This is a genomic window from Paraburkholderia bonniea (genome assembly GCF_009455625.1).
GTDB lineage: Bacteria > Pseudomonadota > Gammaproteobacteria > Burkholderiales > Burkholderiaceae > Paraburkholderia > Paraburkholderia bonniea.
In genome coordinates this window covers 3,120,077-3,144,416 of sequence record NZ_QPEQ01000001.1, presented here as the reverse complement: position 1 = coordinate 3,144,416, position 24,340 = coordinate 3,120,077, and the positions used below count along the sequence as shown (strand labels likewise).

Annotated in this window: 17 protein-coding genes and 1 pseudogene; 8 read left to right on the top strand and 10 right to left on the bottom strand. The window is 61.5% G+C overall.

Annotation, left to right across the window (positions count from 1 at the left end):
- Window positions 1-120 precede the first annotated feature (120 nt).
- Window positions 121-1,203, top strand: coding sequence for an MBL fold metallo-hydrolase (locus tag GH656_RS13840; RefSeq protein ID WP_153076464.1), 1,083 nt, complete (start codon window positions 121-123; stop codon window positions 1,201-1,203).
- Window positions 1,204-1,251: 48 nt separating this feature from the next.
- Here GH656_RS13840 and GH656_RS13835 read toward each other — a convergent pair whose 3' ends face one another.
- From GH656_RS13835 to argS, 5 genes are all read right to left on the bottom strand, one after another.
- Window positions 1,252-2,838, bottom strand: a complete 1,587-nt coding sequence (locus GH656_RS13835; protein ID WP_153076463.1) for an ABC transporter substrate-binding protein — start codon at window positions 2,836-2,838, stop codon at window positions 1,252-1,254.
- A gap of 439 nt (window positions 2,839-3,277) precedes the next feature.
- Window positions 3,278-4,060, bottom strand: a complete 783-nt coding sequence (locus GH656_RS13830; protein WP_153076462.1) for an SDR family oxidoreductase — start codon at window positions 4,058-4,060, stop codon at window positions 3,278-3,280.
- Window positions 4,061-4,077: 17 nt separating this feature from the next.
- Complete coding sequence (locus GH656_RS13825; protein ID WP_153076461.1) at window positions 4,078-4,716, bottom strand: thiol:disulfide interchange protein DsbA/DsbL; 639 nt, start codon at window positions 4,714-4,716, stop codon at window positions 4,078-4,080.
- A gap of 123 nt (window positions 4,717-4,839) precedes the next feature.
- A complete protein-coding gene (locus GH656_RS13820) occupies window positions 4,840-5,625 on the bottom strand; it encodes an SPOR domain-containing protein (protein ID WP_174769761.1) in 786 nt (261 codons plus the stop codon).
- Window positions 5,626-5,691: 66 nt separating this feature from the next.
- Entirely contained in the window at window positions 5,692-7,482 is a 1,791-nt protein-coding gene (gene argS / locus GH656_RS13815; RefSeq protein ID WP_153076459.1) for an arginine--tRNA ligase, read from the bottom strand.
- Between the two features lie 344 nt (window positions 7,483-7,826).
- On the opposite strand from argS, the gene GH656_RS13810 reads away from it, so the two are divergent.
- Complete coding sequence (locus GH656_RS13810; RefSeq protein ID WP_153076458.1) at window positions 7,827-8,153, top strand: DUF1840 domain-containing protein; 327 nt, start codon at window positions 7,827-7,829, stop codon at window positions 8,151-8,153.
- A gap of 150 nt (window positions 8,154-8,303) precedes the next feature.
- Here the strand turns inward: GH656_RS13810 and metH are convergent, their stop codons facing one another.
- From metH to GH656_RS13785, 5 genes are all read right to left on the bottom strand, one after another.
- The gene (gene metH / locus GH656_RS13805; protein ID WP_174769760.1) at window positions 8,304-11,021 is read right to left on the bottom strand and encodes a methionine synthase; all 2,718 of its coding nucleotides are present in this window, start codon (window positions 11,019-11,021) and stop codon (window positions 8,304-8,306) included.
- A gap of 130 nt (window positions 11,022-11,151) precedes the next feature.
- Window positions 11,152-12,213: a homocysteine S-methyltransferase family protein gene (locus tag GH656_RS13800; protein WP_153076457.1), complete on the bottom strand. Its 1,062-nt coding sequence runs from the start codon at window positions 12,211-12,213 to the stop codon at window positions 11,152-11,154.
- 204 nt (window positions 12,214-12,417) lie between these two features.
- A complete protein-coding gene (locus tag GH656_RS13795; RefSeq protein ID WP_153076456.1) occupies window positions 12,418-12,675 on the bottom strand; it encodes a BTH_I0359 family protein in 258 nt (85 codons plus the stop codon).
- A 307-nt stretch (window positions 12,676-12,982) separates the two neighbouring features.
- Window positions 12,983-14,200, bottom strand: coding sequence for a DUF3108 domain-containing protein (locus GH656_RS13790; protein WP_153076455.1), 1,218 nt, complete (start codon window positions 14,198-14,200; stop codon window positions 12,983-12,985).
- Between the two features lie 240 nt (window positions 14,201-14,440).
- A complete protein-coding gene (locus GH656_RS13785) occupies window positions 14,441-15,376 on the bottom strand; it encodes an IclR family transcriptional regulator (RefSeq protein ID WP_153076454.1) in 936 nt (311 codons plus the stop codon).
- A gap of 209 nt (window positions 15,377-15,585) precedes the next feature.
- Here GH656_RS13785 and GH656_RS13780 point away from each other — a divergent pair, with 209 nt between their 5' ends.
- From GH656_RS13780 to GH656_RS13750, 6 genes and pseudogenes are all read left to right on the top strand, one after another.
- Window positions 15,586-16,578: a fumarylacetoacetate hydrolase family protein gene (locus tag GH656_RS13780; RefSeq protein WP_153076453.1), complete on the top strand. Its 993-nt coding sequence runs from the start codon at window positions 15,586-15,588 to the stop codon at window positions 16,576-16,578.
- Between the two features lie 108 nt (window positions 16,579-16,686).
- Complete coding sequence (locus tag GH656_RS13775) at window positions 16,687-17,481, top strand: PhaM family polyhydroxyalkanoate granule multifunctional regulatory protein (protein WP_153076452.1); 795 nt, start codon at window positions 16,687-16,689, stop codon at window positions 17,479-17,481.
- A 267-nt stretch (window positions 17,482-17,748) separates the two neighbouring features.
- A complete protein-coding gene (locus GH656_RS13770) occupies window positions 17,749-18,921 on the top strand; it encodes a patatin-like phospholipase family protein (protein WP_153076451.1) in 1,173 nt (390 codons plus the stop codon).
- 431 nt (window positions 18,922-19,352) lie between these two features.
- Window positions 19,353-20,225: a ferritin family protein gene (locus tag GH656_RS13765; RefSeq protein WP_153076450.1), complete on the top strand. Its 873-nt coding sequence runs from the start codon at window positions 19,353-19,355 to the stop codon at window positions 20,223-20,225.
- Between the two features lie 297 nt (window positions 20,226-20,522).
- Window positions 20,523-21,008 carry a D-glycero-beta-D-manno-heptose 1-phosphate adenylyltransferase gene (gene rfaE2 / locus GH656_RS13760; protein WP_153076449.1) on the top strand — a complete coding sequence of 162 codons (486 nt, stop codon included), beginning with the start codon at window positions 20,523-20,525 and terminating at the stop codon, window positions 21,006-21,008.
- A gap of 441 nt (window positions 21,009-21,449) precedes the next feature.
- Window positions 21,450-24,251, top strand: a pseudogene (locus GH656_RS13750) (two-partner secretion domain-containing protein); the annotation flags it as partial.
- Window positions 24,252-24,340 lie beyond the last annotated feature (89 nt).

The window sequence follows — 24,340 nt, the reverse complement described above, 5'->3', positions numbered from 1 at the left end:
GCTACTGATGTTGCTACTTGTACTGCTACTTGCGGCGCTCTGTACATTGGCCAGCGTGTTGTCCAGCGCATTGACCCCAAACTTCCCCTGCCCGGCTGTCGATGGAGCAAGCCCCCCACCATGAATGCACTCGAACACCAACTCGATTACCCGTTTGCCGATGTCTTGCCACCTGCGGGTGAGGCGCATGAAGTTGCGCCTGGCGTGTTCTGGCTGCGGATGCCATTACCGTTTGCGCTCGATCACATCAACCTGTGGCTGCTGCGTGACGAGATCGACGGCCAGCGAGGCTGGACCGTAGTGGATTGCGGCATTGCCACCGACACCATCAAGGCGCACTGGGAGCACGTATTCGAGCATGTGCTGGAAGGCTTGCCGGTGTTGCGGGTCATCGTCACGCATTGCCATCCCGATCATCTTGGGCTCGCGCACTGGTTGTGCGAGGGCGGGGAGCATCGGCGCTGGTCGGTGCGGTTATGGATGTCGTTGGGCGAATACATGATGGGCCGGGTGATGGCGGCAGGCGATTCCGGCGCGGGCGGAGCCGGTGCCGCGCGTCATTTCGCGCGCCATGGCGTGAGCGATGAAGCGTCGCTGGCTAGTCTGCGCCAGCGTCAGGGCTATTACGCCGAGCTGGTGCCCGCCATGCCGCAGCAGTACCGGCGCATGCGCGATGGCGACAGGTTGCTGATTGGCGGCGAGACATGGCATGTGGTGACGGGCTTTGGCCACTCGCCTGAGCATTGCGCGCTGCATTGCGAGCGCGCTGGCGTGCTGATCTCGGGCGATATGGTGTTGCCGCGTATTTCGACCAATGTGTCGGTGTTCGATATCGAACCGGAAGGCAATCCGCTCGCGCTCTATCTGGAAGCGCTGGGGCGCTATGAAACGATGCTCCCCGATACGCTGGCTCTGCCTTCGCATGGCAAGCCGTTTCGCGGCGTGCAGATTCGTATCCGGCAGTTGCGTGAGCATCATGCGGCGCGCCTTGAGGAGGTGCGCGCCGCCTGCGCGGTGCAACCCCAGAGCGCCGCCGATATCGTGCCGATGATGTTTCGCCGCCGGCTCGATCTGCATCAGATGACGTTTGCGCTTGGCGAAGCGCTCGCGCATTTGCATTTGCTATGGCTGGCGGGCGAACTGACGCGCATGCAGGATGCAGCCGGGGTGTGGCGTTTTTCCACGGTGCCCCCGGCGGCGTGAGCGTCTGCGTGCTGGGCGCCTGGGCGTTGAATGTTGAATGTTGAGCGTTTAACGCACCACCACGGTGGTGAAGTTTTGCCGTCCAAACGGGCTCACGCGGTAGCCGCTGACATTCGTGCGGGTGATCGCCGTGGCCATCGGATAGCCCAGCGGAATCCACAGCGCCTCGTTGTGGATCATCTGCTGCGCTGCTTCATAGGCCTTGGTGCGCGTGGCCTGGTCCGAGCTGGTACGGCCATCAGCGATCAGCTTGTCGAGCTTTGGATTGCAATAGCGGGCGAAGTTGATGCCCGACTTCACCGCGTTGCAGCTAAACAGCGGTGTCAGGTAGTTATCCGGGTCGCCGTTGTCGCCCGCCCAGCCCATGAACAGCGCATCGTGCTGGCCTTGCTTGGCCTGCTTGATGAGCTCGCCCCATTCGATCACTTTCACCTGAGCCTTGACGCCAATTCTGGCGAAGTCCGCTTGCAGCAGTTCCGCGCCGGCCTTCGGGTTGGGGTTGAGCACACTGCCGTTTGGCCGCACCCAGATCGTGGTCTGGAAGCCTGCCGGATAGCCCGCTTCGGCGAGTAGCTGCTTCGCTTTCACGGGGTCGTAAGGCCATGGCTTGGTTGATTTGTCGTCGCTCCAGGTGTTGGGCGGCCATGGGTTGATCGCGGCCGTGGCCGTGTTGTCGAATACCGCCTTGAGATAGGTCGTGCGGTCAAAAGCCATGTTCAGCGCAGTGCGCACCTTGACGTTATCGAGCGGTTTTTTCTGCGTATTGAGCGCGACAAAGGCGGTCATGAACGCAGGTGTCTGGACGATCGCCAGCGTTTTATCGCCTCGGGCGCGAGCGATATCTTGCGGCTTGGGCGACAGCGCGATCTGGCATTCGCCTGCCTTGACCTTTTGCGCTCGCACCGTGGCGTCTGGCGTGATGACGTAAATCAGGCTGCTGACCTTGGGCTTGTCGCCCCAGTAGCCGGGGTTCACGTCGTAGCGAATCAGCGCGTCTTTCGTATAGCTCTTCAGCATGAAGGGGCCGGTGCCTACCGGCTGGGTGTTCAGCAGCGCGGGCTGACCTGCCTTGAGCAACTGGCTGGCGTATTCGGCGGAATAGATCGAGGCGAAGCCCATCGTCAGAATCGAGGCGAAGGTGGCGTTGGGCTCAGTCAGCGTAAAGCGCACGGTCTGGTCATCGACCTTCGTGACGGACTTGATGAGCTTGGGCAAGCCCATTGATTGGGCGTGCGGGAAACCACTCGCGCCGGTGAGCTTGTGCCATGGATTGCTGTCGTTCAGCATGCGGTCGAACGAAAACACCACATCGTCGGCATTCAGTGTGCGGCTTGGCTTGAAATAGCGCGTGGTCTGGAACGCGACATTCGGCCGGAGATGAAAGGTGTAGCTGAGGCCATCGGGGCTGACTTCCCATGTGCTGGCGAGTGCCGGGGCGATTTTTTTCGTCGCTTCGTCGTAGCTCACCAGCGAGTTAAAGATCACATCCGCCGAAGCATTGGTGGTGACCAGCGAATTGAACTGGACCACATCGAAGCCATCGGGGCTGGATTCGGTGCAGACCGTGAGGGGCCGGGCGAACACAAGCGCCGGGGCCGTGACGAGCAGGGCAGCAGCGAGCAGTTTGAAACGCATAGGGTCTCCGATGACGAAAGTGAGCGAGCGCAGCATGACGCGGTGTGGCGCGGCGTGAGGCGATGCGGCAAGCAAGGGGGCTGCGTGTGGCGGGCTGCCCCGGTCAGGTTGATTATTTGAGGCGGGTGAGCAGGGCCGCTGTGCATCGTGTATCGCATATCGCGTGCCCCGCGCTGGGCTGAAAGCTTAGCGAACAGGGCTGGCGGCGACAACAACAGAATCTTCATACCGGTATGGCGGATGAAGCGGGCGGTGGCTCATGACAGATGGCGTATGGCATATGCCGCAGGCCAGATGCCCTACGCCAGATTTCGGGTGGAAGAGGCCCGGATACGTGCCTAAGCCAAAGTGGACGAGCCAGGCGGTGGGGCTAGCCATGGTCATCAGAGATCAACTGCAAGCAACGGCGTTACGGCTTTTGCAGCGTGTGCGGCGGGCGTTATGGCGGCGTGTTGTCAGCGGCACGGGGTTTGCGCGGCGCTTTTTCGAACAGGCGGTCGTACAGCCAGCGCGGCATCACGTGCAGCAGCATCGCAGCGATCCGCATCGGCCACGGATAGACCGCGAATGACACCTTGCGCGCGATTCCATCTACGACCTTCACCGCGAAACGGCTGGCATCCATCAGAAATGGCATCGGATAGGGATTCTGCGCGGTCATTGGCGTGCGGATATAGCCCGGCGCAATGGTGACGACCGCGACCCCGAGTGGCCGCATCTCGACGCGCAACGCTTCGAGATACTTCAGTGCTGCCGCTTTCGACGCGCTATAGGCCCCCGACCCTGGCAGGCCACGCACGCCAGCCACGCTGGCTACGCCTGCGAGCGTGCCGCGGCGCGCCGCGCACATGGCGGCAACGAAGGGTTCGAAGGTGGCGACCATGCCGTAGTAGTTGACGTCCATCACCTCACGGAAGATGGCGAGATCGCCCTGGCCGGTCAGCGCGCCACGGCTGATGCCTGCGTTGGCGATAACGACGTCGGGGCAGCCGTGCTGCGCGATGAACTGGGCCGCCGCCGCAGCGAGTGCTTCGGCGTCGCAGACATCGACGGGATAAATCGCAATGAGGTGTTGCGGATGAGCTTGCTGGAACTGGCGGAGAGCGTCGCCGCGCCGGGCGGCCAGACCGAGAATGGCGCCGCGCCGGGTGTATTCGGCAGCGAGCGCCAGGCCAATGCCGCTAGAGGCACCGGTAATGAAAACCTTCAGGGGTGGGCTCATTCCGGTGCCTTTGGGCATTACATCTTTTTCGCGCGAACTTGCGTGACGAGATAGTCGAGCACTTGCACGGTGCCTGGCAGGCTGTTGGTCAGGCTGGGGCCGGTGAGGTACTTGCCTTGCACGATGAGTGCTGGGACGCCGTCGATCTTGTAGTCGGCCAGCAGCTTTTTATCGCGCTGCACGGCGCTTTGCGTCGAAAACGAGTTGTAGGCTTCCATGAACTTCTTCGTATCGACGCCGTTTTTAGCGAGGAATTTGGCCTGATCTTCGGGCGTCATCAGGTAGTTCTTGTTGACGTGAATTTCGTTGAAGATTTTTGGCGTGAGCTGCTGGGCGAGGCCCATTGCATCAAGCGCGTGGTAGAGCTTCGAGTGAGGGATGAAGTCGTCGCGGAACGCAACTGGCACGCGCTTGAACACGACGTCCGGGCCTTGGCGTTTGATCCACGTTTCAAGAATCGGATCGAATTCGCTGCAATGCGGGCAGCCGTACCAGAAGAATTCGAGGACTTCGATCTTGCCTGCGGGCACGTCGGCTGACTGCGGTGCAGCCAGCACGGTGTATTGCTTGCCCGCAACCGGATCAGCGGGTGCGGCGTGCGCCGCGCTGGCGGCAAAACCAAGGGAGAGGAACAGGATACCGAGCAATTTTTTCATATCTGGTCGATTGGTTGAGTGGTGCTGATTGAATGTCCGGACGCTTGAGCATCCGCGTAAAGCGTTGTTTGAGACTCGCGCCGCGCGCTGAAGGTTCAGTGTGCTTCAGTGCGGGCGCTGGAATTACTGTTTGGTGAAGCGGATGACGGCGGTATCGACGCCAGCGCTGGAGAGCCGTTGACGGGCAGCATTCATGTCATCGAACTTCGCAAACGGCCCGATACGCACTCGGTAATACGTGACGCCACCGGCTTCACGCAGCGTGACTTTCGATTCAAAGCCCTGGAAGGCCAGCCGTGCGCGCTGTTGCTCAGCATCCGCCGCGGTTTTATATGCCCCGACCTGGAGGAAGTACCCGGTGGTGGCATCAGCCGCGCTGGAGGCCGCGCCTGGTTTGGTGGCGGGTGCCGGTGCGTTGCCGTTGACGGGAGTGCTTGCCGTGGTGGCGGTTGACGGTTTTTTGGCCGGTGGCGTGGCGGCAGTGGTGTCTTTTTCCGGCGCGGGTTTGGGTGCGACGGCTATGCCGTTGCCGCTGGAGGGGGGCACTTCGACGATTTGTGGCTCGTCGAGCAGGCCTGCTGCCTGCGTCTGGTTGCTGGTTGCACCCGGTGCGGTGTTGGGCGGCGAGGGTTGCGCGGCTTGAGGCGTGACCGGCTGGCCAGGTGTTTTGCCTTGCAGCGGCCGGTTCGGGTCGAATGGCGGGGCTTGAGTGGTATCGGCTGGCGCGGTTGCTGGCGGCGCAACCTTCGATACAAATGGCGTTGGCGCGCGCGTGATATAGAGCGCGACGACGACTGCGACGGCGAGGCCGACGATCAGGCCCAGCACGATACCGAGAAACGTTCCCCCGGCTTGTTTCGATTGCTTCGTTGTACGGCGTGGCTTTGCCATCGTATGAATCACCTGCAAAAAAATCCTGGAATGGCCGCCGATTATAACGACGGCCACACGCATGAAGTGGCGGAAAAGGGATGCTTACATCTTGAAGGGCGCTGAGACGCCGATCATTGCCAGACCATTCGCCAGCACCTGCCGGGTGGCGGCGAGCAGTGCCACGCGGGCGTTGCGGCCGGTTTCATCATCGGTCAGCACACGTTCGGCGCGGTCATTGTAGAACGAGTGAAATTCGCCCGCGAGTTCGCGCAGATAGAACGCCACCGCGTGCGGCGCGAGTTCGGCGGCCGCGTGTTCGAGCATGTCGGGGAACTCCGCGAGCTTTTGCAGCAACGCCATGGCCCGCTCGCTGGTGAGCGAGCTGACGTCGATCTGCGGCAAAAGCGCCAGGTCGCCCTGGTAGCGGGAGTGCCATTCGTTGAGCACCGAGCAGATGCGCGCATGGGCGTACTGGACGTAATGCACGGGGTTTTCGTCGTTTTGCTTGAGAGCGAGATCAATATCAAAGACGAACTCGGTATCGGCTTTGCGCGAGATCAGGAAAAAGCGCACGGCGTCGCGGCCGCGCTGGATCGTGGCGGCATCGGGGGCGTTTTGCGCGGTATCGGTGCCAGGCGTGACACCGCCAGACCACTCGATCAGGTCACGCACCGTGACATAGCTGCCGGCGCGCTTGGAGATTTTGACTTCCTCGCCATTGCGCATCACGGTGACCATCTTGTGCAGGATGTAATCGGGGTAGCCCTTGGGGATGCCAATGCCGAGCCCTTGCAGCCCCGCCCGCACGCGCGCAATCGTGCCGTGGTGGTCGGAGCCCTGGACGTTGATGACCTTGGTGAAGCCGCGCTGCCATTTCACCGCGTGATAGGCGACGTCGGGCACGAAGTAGGTGTAAGTGCCATCGGACTTGCGCATCACTCGGTCTTTGTCGTCGCCGTCATCGGTGGTGCGTAGCCACAGCGCGTTGTCCTGCTCGTAGGTTTTGCCAGCGGCGATCAGCGCTGCGACGGTTTGTTCGACACGGCCTTCCTTGTAGAGCGAGGATTCGAGGTAGTACTGGTCGAACTTGACGCCAAACGCCTGAAGATCCATGTCCTGCTCGTGCCGCAGGTACGCGACGGCGAAGCGGCGGATGGCTTCCAGGTTGTCGACGTCGCCCGCGCCGGTGACGGGCTCGCCGTCGCTGGCTGCGACGGTCGCGCGGTTCAGGTAATCGCGCGCGATGTCGGCGATGTACTCGCCGTTGTAGGCCGCTTCGGGCCAGTCGGCGTCACCGGGTTTGAGGCCGCGTGCGCGGGCCTGGGTAGAGTGCGCCAGGGTTTGAATCTGCACGCCTGCATCGTTGTAATAAAACTCGCGGTGCACCGCATAGCCTTGCGACGCCAGCACGTTCGAGAGAGCATCGCCGAGCGCGGCCTGGCGGCCATGGCCGACGTGCAGGGGGCCGGTGGGATTGGCTGAGACGAATTCGACCAGCACCCGCCGTCCGGCTTCGCGGGTCACGTGGCCAAAGCGGGCTTGTTCGGCAAAGACTGCGGCGATCACCGCTTGCTTTGCCGCAGGTGCGAGCCGCAAGTTGATAAAGCCCGGCCCGGCGATTTCCGCGCTCAGCACGAGCTGAGCAGCCTGCGGTTGCGTTAGCAGGGCATCGACGATTTGCTGGGCTAGCTGGCGCGGATTGGCACGCAGGGGACGGGCGAGCTGCATCGCAACATTGCAGGCGATATCGCCATGGGCGGCGACTTTGGGGCGCTCAAGCGTGATCGTGGGGGCGACAAACTGTGCGCCGGGCTCGCCTTGCGTCGCCTGGACGACTTGTTTGACAGTGTCGGAGAACAGCGTTTCGAGAAGATGTTTGTGTGCGGGCAGCATGCTTGTGGTGAGTCCAGTGAGGCAGTCTGGGTGAAACGGAGGCGCGGCGGGTGCGTAGCGCGCCGTGCGGGTTCAGGTTCGACAGGGGGATCTAAAGCGGGTGACGCTGTGCAGCATTGGCTGTCATGCAGGCGGTGTTCCGTGCCGGCGGCTTCAGCCGCCTGGTGTTGCCACAGGAAAGCGCACTGCAGCACAGGCGAGACGCATCTAGCCGGATTTTAGCAGGTGCTAATATATTCAAAGACCTGCCCGTCAAGGGCTGTGGCCTGTCAGTCTGGGCTGCAGCGCTTGACGGGCGTGTGCATATCGAACCTCAAACATCGAACCACGGACAAGGAACCACCATGCTGATTACTTTCAAATGCCACGCCGCGCCGGACGTGATGATGCTGGAAAATCTGGCGCAGTATCTGGTTGGCATTATTGGCAAGCGTCTGGGTGAGCGCGGTGTGATTACTCATGACGAACTGCCCGCCGCGATCGCCAAACTCGAAAGCGCGATCAACACCGACAAGCAGCACCGGGCCGAAAGCGATGGTCATTTTCATGAAGGCGAAGAGGGCCACGAGCACCACGAAATTCCACTGGGCCTCGCGCAACGTGCCTTTCCATTTCTCGACATGCTGCGCGCAGCGCAAAAAGAAAACGCGGATATCGTCTGGGGTCTTTGACTAGCGCGGTTGTTACCCACTGCGTAGTGCGTCAGACGCCAGATACCTGGCAGCATTAAACACAAAGCCCGCCTGAATGAAGGCGGGCTTTGTGTTGTCTGGCGTCGCGTCAACGAAGACGCGGCGCGGCGGGTGGTTTACCGCTGCGGTTTAAAGTTGCGGCGCGAGTGCCCGCTGCGCATCGGCTTGCGATAGCCCCATCCGCTGGGCGTAATCATCGAGCTGATCGGCGGCAATCTTGCCCACAGAGAAATACGTGCTGTCCGGGTGCGCCAGATAAAACCCTGAGACGCTAGCTGCGGGCAGCATCGCCAGTGACTCGGTCACGCTCATGCCAATCTCATTGGCTTGCAGCACCTCGAACATCGCCTGCTTCACAAGGTGGTCTGGGCATGCCGGATAACCTGGAGCGGGGCGCACGCCACGGTATTTCTCTGCGATCAGGTCGTCGTTGTCGAGTGTTTCATCGCTGGCATAGCCCCACAGATCACGTCGCACCCGCGCATGCAGCGCTTCGGCGAAGGCTTCTGCCAGACGGTCTGCGAGCGCTTTGAGCATGATCGAGCTGTAGTCGTCGTAAATTTTTTCGAACTGCTTTTCTTTGACTTCGACACCGAGGCCTGCCGTCACCGCAAACAGACCGATGTAGTCGGCCACGCCGGAGGCCTTGGGCGCGATGAAATCCGCTAGCGAGCGATTGGGCCGCTGCACGCCATTTACCACTGGACGCACGCTTTGCTGGCGCAGGTTGCGCCAGGTGAGGGCGACTTCGGTGCGCGATTCGTCGGTATAGATCTCGATGTCGTCGTCATTCACGGTATTGGCGGGCAGCAGCGCGATCACGCCATTGGCGGTGAGCCAGCGCCCCTGGATCAGCCGTGCCAGCATCGCCTTGCCGTCTGCGAACACCCGCCGCGCTGATTCGCCAACGAGCTCGTCATTGAGGATCGCTGGATAGGGCCCAGCCAGATCCCACGTCTGGAAGAACGGGGCCCAGTCGATGTACTGCGCCAGTTCCGCCAGATCGAAATTCTTGAACGCGCGGCGGCCGATGAACTTCGGCTTGACCGGCTGATAAGCGCTCCAGTCAATCGGGGTTTTGTTGGCGCGTGCTTCGGCCAGCGTCACCATTGGCTGGGCTTTTTTGTTGGCGTGCTGCTCGCGGACGCGGGCGTAATCGGTTTTGAGGTCTTCGAGATATTTCGCCGCGCCTTCGTCCGACAGCAGGCTCGAGGCCACCGACACCGAACGCGAGGCGTCCGGCACGTACACCACGGGGCCCTCGTAATGCGGTGCGATCTTGACCGCGGTGTGGACCCGCGAGGTGGTTGCACCGCCAATTAGCAACGGGGTTTGTTTCTCGCGGAAGTATTCGTCACGCTGCATTTCGGCGGCGACGTAGGACATCTCTTCGAGACTCGGGGTAATCAGCCCAGACAAGCCGATGATGTCCGCGCCTTCGGCTTTGGCCTTCGCCAGAATTTCGCTGCAGGGCACCATCACGCCCATGTTGACCACTTCGAAGTTATTGCACTGCAGCACCACCGACACGATGTTCTTGCCGATATCGTGCACATCGCCCTTGACGGTGGCGATCACGATCTTGCCCTTGGCGCGCACATCGCCGCCTGCGGCTGCGATGCGCAGCTTTTCTTCTTCGATGAAAGGGATCAGATGGGCCACCGCCTGCTTCATCACGCGCGCCGATTTGACCACCTGCGGCAGGAACATCTTGCCCTGACCAAACAGGTCGCCCACGATGTTCATCCCGTCCATCAGCGGGCCTTCGATCACGTTGATCGGGCGTCCACCGGCGGCGTCGATCTGGACCCGGGCTTCTTCGGTGTCTTCGACGATGAAGGTCGTGATGCCTTGCACCAGCGCATGCGCCAGACGTTTTTCAACGGGCTGGTTACGCCATTCGAGGTTCTCTTCTTTTTTCGCCACGCCAGTTTTAAAGCGGTCAGCGATTTCGAGCAGACGGTCCGTGCCGTCCGTGCGGCGGTTTAGCACCACGTCTTCGACACGCTCGCGCAACTCCGGATCAAGGTCGGCATATACCCCGAGCTGCCCCGCATTGACGATGCCCATATCCATGCCCGCCTGGATCGCGTGATACAGGAACACGGTGTGGATCGCTTCACGCACTGGGTCGTTGCCGCGAAACGAGAACGAGACGTTCGACACGCCGCCGCTCACCTTGGCATACGGCAGGTTTTGCTTGATCCAGCGTGTGGCGTTGATGAAATCGACGGCGTAGTTGTTGTGCTCTTCGATGCCGGTGGCGACGGCGAAAATGTTCGGGTCGAAGATGATGTCTTCTGGCGGAAAGCCGACTTCGTTGAGCAAAAACTCGTATGAGCGCTGGCAGATCTCGGTCTTGCGCGCGAAGGTGTCGGCCTGGCCTTGTTCATCGAACGCCATCACCACGGCGGCGGCACCATAGCGCCGGATCAGGTTGGCGTGATGCCGGAACGCCGCCTCGCCTTCCTTGAGCGAGATCGAGTTGACGATCGCTTTGCCTTGCACGCATTTCAGGCCTGCTTCGATCACGTCCCATTTCGATGAGTCGATCATGATCGGCACGCGGGCGATGTCTGGCTCGGACGCGATCAGGTTCATGAAACGCTCCATCGCGGCTTTCGAGTCAAGCATGGCTTCGTCCATGTTGACGTCGATCACCTGTGCGCCGTTTTCGACCTGGTGGCGCGCGACCGCCAGCGCCTCATCGAACTGGCCATTGAGAATCATGCGGGCGAAGGCCTTCGAGCCCGTGACGTTGGTGCGCTCGCCAACGTTGATGAACAGCGTGCCGGGCGTGACGTTGAAGGCTTCGAGCCCGGAGAGGCGCATGGTGTGATCGGTCATGGCAGTCAGATGATGTGAGGGTGACAGCGGCGGCCCGGAAGACAGGGGGCCTGAGCAAGGCGGAGAAGGTGGATAAGACGGACGAGGCGGATAAGGTCGGCCGGCGGAAATGCTCCGGCCAGGAATCGGATCAGCCTTCGTCGCGGTATTGGCCGGGCCACTTGCGTGGTTTGATCTCGGCCAGCGCTTGGGCGATGGCGGCGATGTGCTCGGGGGTGGTGCCGCAGCAGCCGCCCGCCAGGTTGACCAGCCCCGCCTGGGCGAACTCTTTGAGCAAGCTGGAGGTGTCGGCGGGCAGTTCGTCGAAGCCGGTATCGCTCATCGGGTTCGGCAGGCCAGCGTTGGGATAGCACGAGACATAGGTGTCGCACAGACGTGCTAGTTCGGCGATATACGGCCGCATCAGCGCCGCGCCTAGCGCGCAGTTCAGGCCAAACATCAGCGGCCGGGCGTGGCGCAGCGAGTTCCAGAATGCTTCGACGGTTTGGCCCGAAAGAATGCGCCCGGAAGCATCGGTGACCGTGCCGGAAATCATGATTGGCAAGCGCTCGCCGGTGTCTTCGAACAGCTCGTCGAGGGCGAAGAGTGCTGCTTTGGCGTTGAGCGTGTCGAAGATTGTTTCGACCAGAAAGAGATCCGCGCCGCCGTCGAGCAGGGCTTTGGCCTGTTCGTAATACGAAGTGCGCAGCTCGTCGAAGGTGACGTTGCGCGCGGCGGGGTCGTTGACATCGGGTGAAATGCTGGCGGTTTTGGGGGTTGGCCCAATGGCCCCGGCGACGAAGCGGGGTTTATCCGGTGTCGAATATTTGTCGCATGCGGCGCGCGCCAGTTTGGCGGATTCGAGATTCATCTCGATGGCAAGGCTTTCCATGCCGTAATCGGCCTGAGCGACGGTGGTTGCGCCAAAGGTATTGGTTTCGATGATGTCCGCGCCTGCTGCGAGATATTGCTCGTGGATCTCGCCGATGATTTGCGGCTGCGTGAGGGAGAGCAACTCGTTATTGCCCTTGATGTCGCGGCTGTAATCCTGGAAGCGCGTGCCGCGATAGCGGGCTTCATCGAGCTTGTAGCGCTGGATCATCGTGCCCATTGCGCCATCGAGAATCAGGATGCGTGACGCAAGCAGCTTGGGGAGCACCGCACCTCGTGTGTAGGCGCGGATGCTGGGGGCGGAAGCAACAGGCTGGTTCATGACTGGTAGGGCGGGATGCCGACGGGTTCGAAAGAGTCCGCCATTGTAGTCCGGGTAGGCGGAGGGGCTGCGGGCAGGCGGTGGGGCTAGCTTGAGGGCAAAAGCAGGAGCGGGGAAAAGAAAAGCTCTGCTCAGGTTGAACCTGAGCAGAGCTTGGGTGCGGGATGAAGCTAAAGCTAAATAAAGCGGAAAACGGAACCGGCGTTAGTGGGAAACCACGGGCTGGGTCATCAGGCTGTCGAACTGGCCGAGGAATTCATCGACTTCATCGAGTGAGGGTTCTTCTGCGATCAGCTTCTGGACATGTTCGCGGAAGCTGGCTGCCATTGCGCCATCGATATAAATTTCGCGCTGCATGTTTTTATCGACGATCTCGTAGCCGCCTGACCTCATGGCGATGTGACCGTCTTGCGGCGGAAACTCGACGACGCAGTAGTTCGGGCTGTTGTAGATCATTTGCATGTCGTCACTCCTGTTCCTGTTTTCGTTGGCTCCTGGCCGGACAGCGCCTTAAGTGGAGCGGATGCAGAGGAATTCAAGGGGCGGATCTGGCGGGTTAGAAAAATGCCGGCCCTCGGATGGGTGTTAGTTAGCTAGTTAGCGCACAGAGCATGCGGCTTCGAACGTTTCAGGTTTGGCGTCAAAAGTCAAAACGAAGCGGGTTGGCATGGTGCAACGCGGCTCGGGATGAGCTGCGCGCCAGTATGACCCGGATGCAGAAAGCTTGCTGGGCGCGCGCTTCGGTGTGGCTGTGCCGTGCGAGGTGGCTTCAGGGACGGTTGTAGAGGCTGTCCGGGCTGACCGCGGCCGGGTCGGGGCTGCGGATGGAGGCGGGTGCGCTGTCTGCGTTGGCACCTGCTGCGGTGCTTTGGCCACGCCAGACCAGTTCGATTTCGGCACCATTGGGTTCGGTTTGCATCAGCCGGGCGGGCAGCCAGCCCAGCGAAGGAGCCAACCAGATGTCGATGCGGCGGGTATCGTCCGCGCGGCGCGGCAGGCGGCGGAAATGACGAGCGTGGAGTAGGCCTTCGGCTGTGCGGATGGTTTCATCGCCAATGGTCTGAATCGGCCAGATTTCGCCGCTATCGCTATCGGTCACATAAAACTCGCGGGTGACCCCTGGCTGATAGGCGTCCGGATCACCACGCACCAAGGCCGATAGCTGCATCAGCATGCTGAAGCGGTCTTGCGCGCCATCGGGCAGCGCCAGTCTGGTGGGAGTGCGGGTGAAGACGATCTGCTGCTCGCGGCGATTGAAAATCGTGATGTCTTCCACGCGGCGGCCGCGCTTTTCAATGTATTGCTCGGGTGCCAGGCCAAACGCGTCGATCTGGCCATGGCTTGAATACTGATAAGTGCCGACAAATGGCAGCGGAATCGAAATGGCGATGCGGTACTGATGGCCGTCGGTGCTCCAGCGGATCGTGCCCGGCGGGTTGCGCACGCCGTTGTAGTACGAGTCGTATTCGAGGTTGCCTGACGGCGGCACGGAGAATTTCACGCCAGGTTCGGCTTTGGCTGCGCTGGCGGTTGGGTTGTGGGGGTTGCTGGCGCTGCCCGTTGCGGTACCTGTTGTGGTGCCGGTTTCGCTGGTTTGATCGCTGGTGCTGGTGCTGGTGCTGGTGTCTGCGTGTGCCTTGGTCTCAGGCGCGCTTGCGGTGGGTTTGGCTGTTGACGGTGTGGCGCTGAGCGTGGATGTATTGCTACGCGGACGCACCGGTTTGCGCGCAGACGTTGACGTTGATAGCGAGGGAGGCGAAACCGGTTGGCGTTCGATGCGTTCGGGTTTGAGCAGGGCGATCTGCACTGGCGGTGGCGCGGCGGGCGGCTCGAAGCCGATGCGGCTGTGTTCCAGCCATTGTCCTGCGCTCCAGTGCAGGCCTAGCACCGCTAGCAGCACGACGGCCCAGCGGCCCAGTTGCCACCGGCGGCTGGTGGTGTCCTTGGGCGAGCGATGCTGGCGGCTGGCGGGGGAGGGAGACGGCATCAGGTTGAGCGAGACGAGAAATGCGTGAGAAAAATAGCGGGGAGCGGAGGACCCAAGCCAGGACGTTGACCTGGCGCATACAGCGGGAGCGGGCGGGTGTGTTCCTGTGAGCGCTGGGTTGAGGCGTGGCGCATTTTACCGGGTGGCGTGGGGTGAGGCCTGTCAGCTCTGACAGGCCTGTCAGGCTTGTCAGGCCGAAGCGGGTCTAGCGCGATGCCAGCCGGTGCGGCTGAACCCAGGCTAGTCCGCTGCCGCTTGATCTTGACCTATCGGCTTTGCCTGATCTGCTTGATCCACCTGATCCACTCGAGCCGCAACAAAGCCCAATTCATAAGACAGTTGCCGCGCGCACTCGCGCAATGCTGCGCCGGCCTCCCCATCCCAGCGAATATCGAAGACCCCTTCGCGGCCCAGCGCGATCAGCCCTAGCGCGAGGCTGCCCGTTGCATCGAACACGGGCAGGCAAAACGCGTTGATGTTTGGCAGCAGCATGCCTTCGACGCGTGCCGCGCCATGCGCGCGTACTTCGGCCAGCAACGGCTCGATGTCTTCTGCTGTCTTGGGCCGTCCTTTGGTTGGGCTGGCCTGACGCAGATACGCCAGTTCGCGCTCCAGCATGGGTGCGGTCTTGCTGCGGGGCAGATAGGCCGCGAACAGAAGGCCGGTTGCCGAGCCGAGCAATGGCATTACGTCACCGAGTTTGAGTGAGGCCTTGGCCGGATAGCTTGATTCAAGCCAGTGCACCACGGTGGGCCCCTGATTGCCCCAGACGGCGATGCCTGTGGTCAGGTCAAGCTGTGCGTGCAGCCGGGCGAGCGCCTCGCGCGCGAGTTTCACGCCATCGACGCGCGCCAGTCGCGCCAACCCAAGCTGCAACGCAAAGCCGCCTAGCTCATAGCGCCCCGACAACGAGTCTTGTGTCACCACGCCGAGCCGCGCAAAGCTCACCAGATAACGATGAGCTTTCGCGGGGCTCATCTGCGCGCGTTGCGCGAGGTCACGGAGCATCATCGCGCGGGGCTCGTGCGTGAGCACTTCAAGCAGGCGGAAACCCACTTCAATCGACTGAATGCCTGAGCGGAGCTTTGCACTGCCGGTGTCATCCGGTTCGTCGCTGTGGGTCTCGCCGGTGGCCGGTTCAGCCGTAGTGGTGTTGCTGCGGGAGGAAGAAGGCATGGTCAGTGTGCGAGTGGAGAACGAGAGCGGAGAACGCAGATGAAGGACGCAGATGAAGGACGCAGATGAAGGACGCAGATGAAGGACGCAGATGAAGGACGCAGATGAAGGTGAATGGTGCGGCGGGAGGGATGCCACGGCTTTGGGCCGGGCGAATTCACCATCGTAGAATAGATTCCTTCTATCGTCACTTCTTCGAGCCCCTCCTTATGAAATTCGCCACCTTGAAGGACGGCACGCGCGACGGCCAGTTGATGGTTGTGTCCCGTGACCTGCAAACGGCCGCGCTGGCCGATGCGATTGCACCCACGCTGCAGCGGGTGCTTGATGACTGGACCTTTTACGCGCCGCAGTTGCAGGAGGTGTATGACGCGCTGAACCACGGACGCGCGCGCCATCCGTTCGCATTCGATGCGAGCCAGTGCATGGCACCGTTGCCACGAGCGTATCAGTGGGCGGATGGCTCGTCCTATGTGAATCACGTTGAACTGGTGCGGCGCGCGCGCGGCGCGGAGATGCCGCCTGAATTCTGGAGTGATCCGCTGATGTACCAAGGTGGCAGCGATGATTTCATCGGCCCCAAAGACGACATCGTGTGCGCCTCTGAAGCGTTCGGCATTGATTTCGAGGCCGAAGTCGCGGTGATCACCACGGACGTGCCGATGGCCGCCACGCCCGAGCAGGCGCTAAACGGCGTGCGGCTGGTGACGCTGGTCAACGATGTGTCGTTGCGTAACCTGATTCCGGCCGAGCTGGCCAAGGGTTTTGGTTTCTTCCAGAGCAAGCCCGCGAGCGCATTCGCTCCGCTCGCCATTACGCCGGATGAGCTTGGTGAGCACTGGCGCGAAGGCCGTTTGCACCGGCCGATGCTGGTTCACTGGAATGGCAAGAAGGTGGGGCAGCCGGATGCGGGCACCGACATGGTGTTTCATTTCGGCCAGCTGATTGCTCATGCGGCGAAGACGCGTAATTTGCGCGCGGGAACCATCGTTGGCTCGGGCACGGTATCGAACAAGGACGCCAAACGCGGCTATTGCTGTATCGCCGAGAAACGCTGCCTGGAAACCATCGAGCATGGCGCACCAAAGACCGCCTTCATGCAGTACGGCGACACCGTCAAGATTGAAATGCTCGATGACGCGGGCAAGTCGCTATTTGGGGCGATTGAGCAGTCAGTTGTGCCGCCTGATTCAGCGTCTTGATGGCGTTTTTGCCAGTGGCTGGTGAGCCATGGCTGCGCGTATGATCGAGTGATCGTGCGCAGCCTGGCCGGTCCAGTATTGCTTTGTTTGTTTAGTGAGGAGACCCGCGTGTCTGATACCCCCGGTTTTGGTTCTCAATCGCCTTTTTCTGGCATGCCGGGCTTTCCGCCTGCGGGTGTGCTGGATCAGCTCTGGAGCATGATGCCGCTCGCGCCATTTGCCCAGGGGTTTCCTGGCGCGCAGCCGGGTGCCGCTGCTGCGGGGGCGGATCTTCCCGGGATGCTGGCGCAATTGACGAATCTCGAAGAGCTCGACCGGCGCATTACCGATATGCGTGCCGTTGAGCAATGGCTCAAGCTCAATCTGAATCTGCTGCAGTCCGCGATCCAGGCGCTGGAGGTGCAGCGCGCGACGCTGGCTACATTGCGCGCGTTTGGTGCGTTTGCCCAGGCACCGGCTGCGCAGCCAGAGACGGCCAGGGCGGCGGATGATGCTTCTGCTTCTGCTTCTGCTTCTGCTTCTGCTTCTGCGGCTGCGGCTGCGGCTGCGGCAGCTAGCACGGCATCAGGTGCTACGGCTGAAGGCGCTGCTGCTTCTGCTGCTGGAATGGACCCTTCCACCTGGTGGAACCTGCTGCAATCGCAGTTCAACCAGGTGGCCGAGTTTGCGATGGCCCAGCCAGAGGCTGCGGGTACTTCGGCGGGGGGCAATTCGACTGCGAGCAATTCGGGCGGGCAGGCAGCGGCTCACGCTGCACCGGCTTCGGCAACTGACCCAGCGAGCGCACCACCTCGCCGCGCGCCCAAGTCTGCCGCTAAAACCGCCGCTAAAACCGCCGCTAAAACCACCCCCGCTGCTGGCAAAACGCGCGCGGCGAAAAAAGCCGCGCCCCGCCGGACGTGATGCCCGGCCCGCGATCATGACAACCGGGTCGTGAACCGTGCCGCTGCCTGATCTTATGAGCGCCGTTCTGGCGCGCTTGCGCGTGCTGCCTGGGCTTGGGCTGTTGCCTAGCCAGCCGCGTATGTCGCGCCGGTCCAGCTATCCGGCACCGGGTGCCCACGCATGGAGACCGTCCAGCCAGCTACGCCCGTCGCGTTGGTCCGTGCTGCGGCTTGGCAGACCGGGCGGGCAGCCCCGCCAGTTATACGCATCGCGTTGGCCTTTGCCATGCGCCTTGCACTAGTCCTGATGGGCGGCGGGGCTCGCGCAGCCTACCAGGCGGGCGCGTTGCAGGCGTTAGCCGAGATTGCGCGCGCCACCAGGCCCACACGGCCTGAATCTCCCTTTAGCGTGATTTGCGGCACTTCCGCCGGAGCGATCAACGCGACTTCTATAGCTAGTCATGCGGATGATTTCGCCCGTGGTGCGGAGCGCCTGGTGCAAGTCTGGTCAGCGATGCGGGCCAATCAGGTGTATCGCACCGACTGGCCTGGCGTGATGGCCGCGGGTGCGCGCTGGCTCGCGGCGATGACCATCGGCTGGGCTGCGCATCAGTCGCCGCGCGGCTTGTTCGATGCCACACCGCTGGCGCATTTGCTCCGTGAAACGCTTAGTTTTCATCGGATCGAGCAGATGCTCGAACAGCGCGTGCTGCATGCGTTGTCGGTCACCGCGCTGAGTTATTCGTCTGGCCAGCACCTGACCTTCTATCAGGCCAGTGAGCCGATCCACGCCTGGCGCCGGGCGCAGCGTTCCGCCCGCATGGTTGCGCTGACGCCCGAGCACTTGCTGGCGTCAGCGGCGATTCCCTATGTGTTTCCAGCGGTACGGCTCGAACTGGATGGGCATCACGAATATTTCGGTGATGGCTCGATTCGCCAGATTGCTCCTTTAAGCCCGGCGATCCACTTCGGCGCGCAACGCATTCTCGTGATTGGTGCTGCCACGCCGCGTCCAGAGGTGCCACTGGCTGGTCACGAGAATGGTTATCCGTCGCTGGCGCAAATCGGGCAGCAGGTGCTGGCGAGCGTTTTTCTCGATTCGATTGGTGCGGATATCGAGCGTATCGAGCACGTGAACCGGATGGTGCAGCACTTGCCGCATGCGGTTGAGCCCGAGAGCGGCTGGCGTCATGTCGAGGTGCTGGCGATAGAGCCCAGCGAGCGGATCGAACTGCTCGCCGCGCGGCATGTGCAACGCCTGCCACGAACGGTGCGGGGCTTGCTGGGCGCGGTGGGGGGTAACCGGGCGTCAGGGGCCTCGTTTGCGAGTTATCTGCTGTTCGAGCGTGAATTCACTGGTGAGCTGATTGAACTGGGGCGGCGCGATGTGCTCGCCCAGCGCGACGAGATCGTTCGCTGGCTGCGGCAAAGCGATGCCATGGATGGCGCGGCGGGGTGACTCTGCGCTGTGGCAGATGGCGCGTTTGCAAGGCTTGGCATGAGGCTGTCAGCCCTGTCGTATCAGGCCGGAGGCTATGCCAATGGCATTTTTGCCGGCTAATGGCTGGACCCCTCGTGTTACCATCGTGAAAGCTTTTGCCTATTTTTTTGGCACATGTTCCGCACTTGCTGCTGTGGGCTGATCCGGCCTTGCTGCATCAGGCTCAGCGGGAGTTGTGCCAGGGCATGCCGCGGACACGGTTCCATTGGTTGGCCGTGCAACGCACGCTGGGGCCATACCGGCTTTGTCAAATAGCGCGGTTTGCCGCTTGATTACCGCGTAAAATTGAAGGCTTGGGCTTCGCGCGCGCACTGTGCGCCAACAGTCGCCATCACAGTCACGAACATACACAACCAGATGTTGCAATACGCAGAAACAGGGGTGGGACGATGAACACCATGCTTTATCCGGAGCTTTACAAATCACTCGAATCTGTTCGATGGGACATGGAAAAAGACGTGCCCTGGAACAGCTTCGATCCTTCGCTGCTTACCGACGAGCAGGCAGCCACCATCAAGATGAACGCGATCACTGAATGGGCCGCGTTGCCAGCCACCGAAATGTTCCTGCGCGATAACCACCACGACAGTGATTTTTCCGCCTTCATGAGCGTTTGGTTCTTTGAAGAGCAAAAGCATTCGCTGGTGCTGATGGAATATCTGCGCCGCTTCAAGCCAGAAATGATGCCCACCGAAGCAGAGCTGCACGCGGTGCGTTTTGAGTTTGATCCGGCTCCGCCGCTCGAAACCCTGATGCTGCATTTCTGCGGCGAGATCCGTTTGAACCACTGGTATCGCCGCGCCGCTGAATGGCATACCGAGCCGGTCATCCGGCACATTTACGAACTGATTTCGCGCGATGAAGCCCGCCATGGCGGTGCGTATCTGCGTTACATGAAAAAAGCGATGGCGCAAACCGGCGATGTCGCGCGGGCGGCATTTGCGAAGATCGGCGTGCTGATGGCCTCGGCGCGCCGCACCGAAAAGCCATTGCACCCAACCAATCTGCACGTGAACGAGTCGCTTTTCCCGCGTGACACCGTTCAGTCGCGTCTGCCTGATCCGGAATGGCTCGAACGCTGGCTCGATGAGCAAATCCGCTTCGACGACAGTTGGGAAAAGAAAGTAGTTGAGCGCATTTTGCATAACCTGTCGGTTTTGTTTGAGCGCACGTTTAACACGGCGCAGGAACTAAACCGCTATCGCAAGGAAGTGGTTCAGCGCTTGCAGGCGGCTGAACGGACTGCCGGGCAAGCGGCCTGACGCACGGTGGGTGGTTTTGCCCGTTTGAGGCTAGCGGCCAGCAAAGTGAGGCTAGCGGCCAGCAAAGGCTGGTATCAAACGGAGTAGCGGTTCAACGGCCCAGCATGTTTAACGCATGCTGGGCCGTTTGCTTTTGATGTTTTTTTGATGCTATGCCGCCTTGTCGCAGCATGCGATGCTGCCCGTTAGCTATCGGTCGTCAGCCGTCAGCAAGCGCGGTGAGCGTGTATCGTGGCGGCTCGCTTTAACTAGCACTAGCGCCCTGTTAATTTTTAAGCCCTTGCACTGGACGGTTCAATGTCTGCCATTTTTGAACGCAAAATCACGACGCGCGAGGCGCTTGCCCAGCGCCGCGCTACGCTCACTGGCCCGGTGGTGTTTACCAATGGCGTGTTCGATATCCTGCATCGCGGTCACGTCACGTACCTCGCCGCGGCGAAAGCCCTCGGCGCGTGTCTGATTATTGGCGTGAATAGCGATGCCTCAGTTCGCCTGCTAGGCAAGGGCGATGACCGGCCGGTGAATCAGGAGGCTGACCGCATGGCGTTGCTGGCTGCGCTGGAAAGCAGCGACTGGGTCGTGCGCTTTGATGAACCGACGCCGTTGGCGTTGATCGAGGCGCTGCACCCGGATGTGCTGGTCAAAGGGGGCGATTACGACATGGATGCGCTGCCGGAGTCTGCTCTGGTGCGCAGCTGGGGGGGGCGGGCGCTGGCGATTCCGTTCGAGCATGCACGCTCAACCACCGCTTTGCTGAAGAAAGTCCGCGCTCATTCAGGTTGAGCGGGGTCACGTTGATGCGTGGGTTAATCACGTGTGGTTAAGTTCATTTAACCAGGTGGCAGTTCACTACTCGCCACTCACTAGCGCGCGTTGGGCACTTTGAAGCACTGGCACGGCGTGGATAAGCATTGTGAAGACGGCGAAATGAAGTCCGGTGAGGGGTTCGGGGAGCTGCTCGTAGTCGCGCGCGAGACGCCGGGAGCGGTTGAGCGCAGCCAAAGCTGCGCTCGTTTTCCTGCTTGTGTTTGATTCAGGGTATTTCATTCTCCAAACCTCGCTCTTTTCCTGCTCTAGCGCAGATTTATAAAATGCTCGATAAGCGCAACCCTATTTGTCTAAAAGCGTTGTATCTGGCTCAAAAAAGCGTGTTAACCCAAATCCTCTGATTCATCTGGCGCTAAATTGCCGCTCATTAAAAATTAGTAAAGCGAATGAGACCAGATGGAACAAGGCAATAAACGACTTTTGTTCAGTCGTCTGAGAGTGGGGCGCGCTGTGGTTAAAGCAGGTACCCAGGCCACCGTGCAGCAAATGCAGCAAGTGCAGCAAACGCAGCAAGTCAGGACTGGCTGTTACGGCGCGACGGCAAACGTGGCGGGCACTTCAGGTGCAGGACATTGGCCAGTCACGTTTGCACTTCGTCCTGCCGCACTGGCTACGCTCGTGCTGCTCGGCACCCTGCCTGTCTGGTCGCCCGCGCAGATTGTTCCGGGTGGGGTGTATTCGCCTTCGGTGGTCCAGACGCAAAACGGTTTGCCCCAGGTGAACCTCAACCGGCCTTCGGGTGCCGGGGTGTCGCTGAATACTTATGGCCAGTTCGACGTGCCCCGGCGCGGTGCGATTCTGAACAACTCGCCGGTGATCGTGCAGACCCAGCAGGCGGGTTTGATCAACGGGAATCCTAACTTCGGCCCTGGCCAGTCTGCGCGGGTCATTGTTAATCAGGTTAACAGCCGTGCGGCGAGCCAGATCAACGGGTATCTCGAAGTGGCTGGCCCGCGTGCCGAAGTCGTAATTGCGAATGGCTCGGGTATTAGCGTGAATGGTGGTGGTTTTATCAACACGTCACGCGCGATTCTGAGCACTGGCACGCCGAACTTCGCGCCGGATGGCTCGCTTGCGGGTTTTAGCGTGAGCCGCGGCCATATCCGCATCGAGGGTGCGGGGCTGATCGCAGGGGCAACCGATCAGGTTGATCTGATTACGCGTGCGGTGCAGGCGAACGCGGCGATCTACGCTAAAAACCTGAACGTCATCGCGGGGGCAAATGCCGTCGATCACGACACGCTCGGTGCCACGGCGATCGCCGGTGATGGCCCGGTGCCGGGTGTTTCGATCGACGTGAGCCAGTTAGGCGGGATGTACGCGAACCGGATCATGCTGGTTGGCAATGAGCATGGCGTTGGGGTGTCTACCCAGGGTGAGCTGGCGGCGCAGGCGGGTGAGTTAACGCTGACCACCGAAGGCAAGCTGGTTCTTGCCGGACAGGCTAATGCCAGCGGCAATCTCAGTCTCTTTGCACGCGAAGGCATCGAGCACAGTGGCACGACCTATGCGCAACAGAATCTCAGCGTCAGCACCGCTGGCACGCTGACGAATAGCGGCATGCTCGCCGCGAGGCAGAACACAGTGGTTCACGCAGGCCACCTCTCATCGAGCGGCACCCTGGGAGCGGGGATTAACTCCGATGGAACCATCTCGCAGCCAGGTAACCTGGACCTGTTAGCCAACGGCACACTCAGTGCGACCGGCCGCAATGCCGCGGGCGGGAATGCTGCGCTGAACGGCGCGGCGCTCAATCTCGCGGGCAGCCGGACCTCGGCCAATGGCACGCTGGCCCTGCGCGCCAGCGGTGGCGATCTGAACCTGTCAGGTGCAACCACGACATCAGGTGGCGCGTTAAACCTGCACGCAGCCGGGATGCTGCTGAATGACAACGGCGTGCTGTCCCCGGATGGTGCGCTGGCCATCACAGCGGGTGCACTGGGCAACCGCAACGGCCAGATACGTTCGGGCAGCGCGCTTGAAGTTTCAACTATCGATGGCCTGCAGAACCAGGGCGGCACGCTGCAGGCCGCAGGTGCGTTCTCTGTCAATTCCGGTTCACTCGACAACACCGGTGGTCATGTTGCCGCGCTGGGCGCGGATGCGCTGACGCTGGCGATTGGCGGCCTGTTAAACAACGGTGCGGGCGGCACGGGTGATGCAAGTGGCGCGGGCAGCACAGGTGGCACCATTGGCGGCAACGGCAATGTGACCGTACAGGCCGGACAAATCGCCAACGCCGGTTCGATTACCGCCGTGCAGTCGCTGATTGCCCACGCGGCGCAGACACTGTTCAGCAGCGGCACGCTGGCGGCAAACGGCAACCTCGACGTCACGGCAGGGACAACGCTGACGAACCGCGGCACGCTCTCGGCCGGGAACCTGGCGGCACTGGATGCCACGACCATCGACCACAGCGACGGCACGACCAGCGCCAGCCAGTTCACGCTCCGCGCGACGCAGTTCGTGAATCACCGTGGCCGTATCACACAAACCGGCACGGCACCGATGAGCCTCGACGTGGCGGGCACACTCGACAACACATCCGGCACGCTCCAGAGCAACAGCGACAACCTCGCGCTCAATGCTGCGGCGCTGGTCAACGACGGCGGCAGGTTAAGCAGTGCTGGCACCGGCACGCTGTCAGTCACCACAGGCACCCTGTCAAACAACCGCGGCACGCTGGCAACGAATGGCGCACTCGACATCCACGCAGACGCGGTATCGAATCGCGGCGGCAAGCTGGCCGCACAGCGTCACATAACGCTTGATACGGGCTCGCTCGACAACCGCGCGGGCGGCTATGCCGGTGCACGAAACGTGGCACTAACAAGCACAGGCATCCTGAACAACGCAGACGGCACGATCCAGGCGGACGGCACGCTGTCGGTCACCGCACAGTCGCTCGCCAACGATGGCGGCTCCCTCTCGAACAGCGGCACCGGCATCACCACTGTCACCGCCAGCGGCGCAATAACGAATACCGCCAATGGCCTGATCGGTGGCAACGGCAACGTATCGGTGTCGGGCAACCGCATCAGCAATGCAGGCGGCACGATCACCGCAGGCGGCTCAGCGATGCTGCAGTCCGCCAGCACGCTTGATAACCGCGCAGGCCTGGTCCAGGGCAGCGGTACGGTCTCCGTGTCTGCACAGGACGCCATCGACAACACCGGTGGACAGACCGCTTTAACCGGCAACTTCACCCTGAGGAGAAGAAGTGGGTTGGCGACAAAGCTGCGGCTTACGCAAAGCGGCGAGGCATTTCTGTCGAGCAAGCGGCAAGT

What these genes read in the sequence shown, in the direction of transcription:
- GH656_RS13840 (WP_153076464.1), top strand. Translation starts at nt 121, where the DNA reads ATGAATGCACTCGAACACCAACTCGATTACCCGTTTGCCGATGTCTTG.
- GH656_RS13835 (WP_153076463.1), bottom strand. Translation starts at nt 2,838, where the DNA reads ATGCGTTTCAAACTGCTCGCTGCTGCCCTGCTCGTCACGGCCCCGGCG.
- GH656_RS13830 (WP_153076462.1), bottom strand. Translation starts at nt 4,060, where the DNA reads ATGAGCCCACCCCTGAAGGTTTTCATTACCGGTGCCTCTAGCGGCATT.
- GH656_RS13825 (WP_153076461.1), bottom strand. Translation starts at nt 4,716, where the DNA reads ATGAAAAAATTGCTCGGTATCCTGTTCCTCTCCCTTGGTTTTGCCGCC.
- argS (WP_153076459.1), bottom strand. Translation starts at nt 7,482, where the DNA reads ATGCTGCCCGCACACAAACATCTTCTCGAAACGCTGTTCTCCGACACT.
- GH656_RS13810 (WP_153076458.1), top strand. Translation starts at nt 7,827, where the DNA reads ATGCTGATTACTTTCAAATGCCACGCCGCGCCGGACGTGATGATGCTG.
- metH (WP_174769760.1), bottom strand. Translation starts at nt 11,021, where the DNA reads ATGACCGATCACACCATGCGCCTCTCCGGGCTCGAAGCCTTCAACGTC.
- GH656_RS13800 (WP_153076457.1), bottom strand. Translation starts at nt 12,213, where the DNA reads ATGAACCAGCCTGTTGCTTCCGCCCCCAGCATCCGCGCCTACACACGA.
- GH656_RS13795 (WP_153076456.1), bottom strand. Translation starts at nt 12,675, where the DNA reads ATGCAAATGATCTACAACAGCCCGAACTACTGCGTCGTCGAGTTTCCG.
- GH656_RS13790 (WP_153076455.1), bottom strand. Translation starts at nt 14,200, where the DNA reads ATGCCGTCTCCCTCCCCCGCCAGCCGCCAGCATCGCTCGCCCAAGGAC.
- GH656_RS13785 (WP_153076454.1), bottom strand. Translation starts at nt 15,376, where the DNA reads ATGCCTTCTTCCTCCCGCAGCAACACCACTACGGCTGAACCGGCCACC.
- GH656_RS13780 (WP_153076453.1), top strand. Translation starts at nt 15,586, where the DNA reads ATGAAATTCGCCACCTTGAAGGACGGCACGCGCGACGGCCAGTTGATG.
- GH656_RS13770 (WP_153076451.1), top strand. Translation starts at nt 17,749, where the DNA reads ATGCGCCTTGCACTAGTCCTGATGGGCGGCGGGGCTCGCGCAGCCTAC.
- GH656_RS13765 (WP_153076450.1), top strand. Translation starts at nt 19,353, where the DNA reads ATGAACACCATGCTTTATCCGGAGCTTTACAAATCACTCGAATCTGTT.
- rfaE2 (WP_153076449.1), top strand. Translation starts at nt 20,523, where the DNA reads ATGTCTGCCATTTTTGAACGCAAAATCACGACGCGCGAGGCGCTTGCC.